This window comes from Streptomyces sp. SID3212, from assembly GCF_009865405.1.
Classification (GTDB): domain Bacteria; phylum Actinomycetota; class Actinomycetes; order Streptomycetales; family Streptomycetaceae; genus Streptomyces.
Map to the genome: position 1 here is coordinate 1 of NZ_WWJY01000433.1, position 3,330 is coordinate 3,330.

The 3,330-nt window shown below is 72.8% G+C and carries 2 protein-coding genes; both read left to right on the plus strand.

Annotated features, from left to right (window positions below):
- Nucleotides 1-1,356: ParB/Srx family N-terminal domain-containing protein (locus GT042_RS12940; RefSeq protein WP_272925710.1), on the plus strand; the 1,356-nt coding region annotated here is incomplete at its 5' end.
- Between the two features lie 220 nt (nucleotides 1,357-1,576).
- Nucleotides 1,577-3,259, plus strand: a complete 1,683-nt coding sequence (gene abc-f / locus GT042_RS12945) for a ribosomal protection-like ABC-F family protein (RefSeq protein ID WP_161308852.1) — start codon at nucleotides 1,577-1,579, stop codon at nucleotides 3,257-3,259.
- The last annotated feature ends 71 nt before the right edge of the window (nucleotides 3,260-3,330 follow it).

Sequence of the window (3,330 nt, forward strand, 5' to 3'; positions counted from 1 at the left end):
GCCACGACCGCGACCGCGACCACGACCACGACCACGACGGCGAACACGGCCGGGAACACGGCGCCCAACGCGGCCCGCTGTGCCGGACCGAACGCGGCGGCCCTCTGCGCCCAGCCCGGCGATCTCCTGGACGTGACGCTGGATCAGCTCCACCCCACCCAGCCGGCCATCGGCTTCGACCAGATCTACTACAAGCTCGGCCGCTACAGCAGCCCCAAGGACGAGCAGGCCGGCGACCTCAACAAGCGCTTCGACGACTGGTGCGAGACCAACGGCCAGGAAGAGGCCGCCTCCGCCGGGCCCGGCGCCCGGATCTCCGACCCGTCGAGCTTCACCTGCACGGTCGCGGTCGGCGACGAGACGCCCGACACGCTCGCCCAGATGAAGACGGTCGTGGTCGGCCCCGGCGGCGCGCTCTACCTCACCGACGGGCACCACACCCTGACGTCCTTCCTGGAGACGCCCGACGGCGGCCCGAAGACGCACATCCGCCTGCTGGTCACGGGCAACCTGAGCACGCTGTCCACCGCCGCGTTCTGGAAGACCATGCAGGACAACAAATGGGTCTGGTTGCGGGACGAGAAGAACGACCCGATCACCGTGGACCAGCTCCCCACCCGCCTCGGCCTGGCGTCCTTCCACGACGACCCGTACCGGAGTCTCGTCTACCTCACCCGTGACATCGGCTACCAGGCTCCGGCCGAGGCCGCCGAGTACCTGGAGTTCTCCTGGGGCACCTGGCTGCGCGGGCGCCTGGACCTCGCCTCGTATGACCTCCGCGACCCGGCGTCGTACCTCTCCGCCGTCCGGACCGCCTCCGAGGCCATGTCCGCGACGCCCGGCGACACGGAGATCACCCCCGGGCTGACTGCCGACCAGGCGGGCCGGATGGCCGAGTGGAACGACGGGAAGAAGCCGACCGGCGGGGAGTTCGCCAAGCTGGGCCTCCCCATCTCGGACAAGAAGCCCGGCAAGCTCGCCTTCGCGCTGGACTACCGGGCCAAGGTCGCCGTCCCGCCCGCCTGCACGAAGACGCTGACCGGCGTGTACACCGGACCGCTGGTGGTCGCCTCCGGCGTCACCTGCCTCGACCGCACCCGGCTGACCGGCCCCGTCGTGGTCCGCGCGGGCGCCTCGCTGGTGTCCAGGGGCGCGGACATCACCGGTCCTGTCCAGGCGGTGGGTGCCCGTACGGTCAGTCTGTGCGGTACGCGGCTGACCGGGCCGCTGTCCGTCGTGAACACGAAGGACCGGCTGACGCTGTCGGGACCGGGCTGCACCGCGAACGCCCTGAACGGGCCGGTCCAGCTGGTCGGCAACCCGGTCGAGGCGCCGGCGCCGACTCTGCTCCCGTAGCGGGTCGGGGCTCGTCCCGCAAAGGGTCGGGCCGGCCGGACCATCCCCGGCCGGCCCGGCACCCAGCTTGACCCGCGCCGCCCGGCCGCGTCCAATTCACTGGGCGCGGCCGGGCGGCGCCGCTAGCATCGGTGTCATGTTCGCCCCCTACTTCTTCGTCTGATTCCGGACCCGCACCCCAGGTCCGAAGAATCCACCCGCCATCAGGGGATGAAGAAGCATGCGCGAACGCGCCCAACTCGCGATGAAGGACGTCTCGAAGGGGTACGGCGACCGGCCGGTCCTCGACCAGGTGTCGCTGACCGTTCGGCCCGGCGAGAAGGCCGGGATCATCGGGGAGAACGGCTCCGGGAAGTCCACGCTGCTCCGGCTGCTCGCCGGGGTGGAGCGGCCGGACGACGGCGAGATCACGGTTCGTTTCCCGGGTGGGGTGGGCCATCTCACCCAGACCCTCGACCTCACCCAGACCCTCGACCTCTCCCGGCCCTTGGGCCGGGACCGTGTCGTGCAGGACGCCGTCGACGCCGCCCTCGCCGGCCTGCGCGACCTGGAAGGGCGGCTGCGCGCCGCCGAGGCGGCCCTCGGGTCGGCCGGACCCTCCGAACTGGCCGCGTACGGCGACCTGTTGACGGCGCACGAGGAACGCGACGGCTACCGGGCCGAGGCCCGCGTCGACAGCGCCCTGCACGCGCTGGGGCTCGCCCGCGTGACCCGCGACCGCCCGCTGGACTCGCTGTCCGGCGGCGAGCGGTCACGGCTGGCCCTCGCCTGCGTCCTGGCGCCCGCGCCGGAGCTGCTGCTCCTGGACGAGCCCACCAACCACCTGGACCTCCGGGCCACGACCTGGCTGGAGGACCGGCTCAGGTCGCACCGGGGGACGGTCCTGGCGGTCACGCACGACCGTGTGTTCCTGGAGCGGATCGCGACCACGATCCTGGAGGTCGACCGCGACACCAGGGCTGTGACGCGGTACGGCGACGGCTGGGCCGGCTATCGCACGGCGAAGGCCGCCGCCCGCCGCCGCCGGGTCCAGGACCACGAAGAGTGGGTCGCCGAGGTGTCCCGTACGGAAGAACAGGTCGCTGCGGCGGGACAGCGGCTGGCGGGCACCGGCAAGGATCCGGGCCAGGGCTTCGGCAAGCACCGCCGCTCACACGAGACGAAACTGTCGGGGCAGGTGAGGGCCGCCAGGGAGCGGCTGTGGCGGCTGCGCCGGGAGCCGGTGCCCGCGCCGCCGGAACCGCTGCGGTTCGCGGCGGCCGTGCGCGCGGGCCCCGACCCGGTGGTGGTCGGCGAGACACTCGTCTCGCTCGAACGAGTGACGGTCGGCGACCGGCTGCGGGTGGACGCGCTGCGGATCGGGGCGGGCGAACGGTTGTTGGTGACCGGTCCGAACGGCGCGGGGAAGACCACGCTGCTGCGTGTCCTGGCGGGTGAGCTGCGGCACGACTCCGGGACGGTGCTCCGGTCGGGACGGGTCCGCAGGGGCGGGATCGGTTATCTGCCGCAGGAGTTGCCCGCCACAGCGTCTCCGCTGCCGCTGCTGTCGGCGTTCGCGGCGGGCCGGCCGGGGGCCCCGGACGAATACGAGGCCGAACTGCTCTCTCTGGGTCTGTTCCGCGAGACGGATCTACGGGTCCCGGTCACCGCACTCTCGATCGGCCAGCGGCGGCGCCTGGAACTGGCCCGCCTGGTGAGCCGTCCCGCCGAACTGCTGATCCTGGACGAGCCGACCAACCATGTGGCGCTGAGCCTGGTGGAGGAACTGGAGGAGGCGCTGGTGCCGTACGCGGGCGCGGTGGTGGTGGTCTCCCACGACCGGCGCTTCCGGGAGTCCTTCGAGGGCACGCACCTGGAACTGCGTTCGGGGCGCGTCTCGGAGACTGCGCGGGTAGGCGACTGAGCGGGGGCGAGTACGGGAGCGGGGAGGGTGCAGGAGCGGGGCGGGTGCGAGGCGGGTGCAGGAGCGGGGCG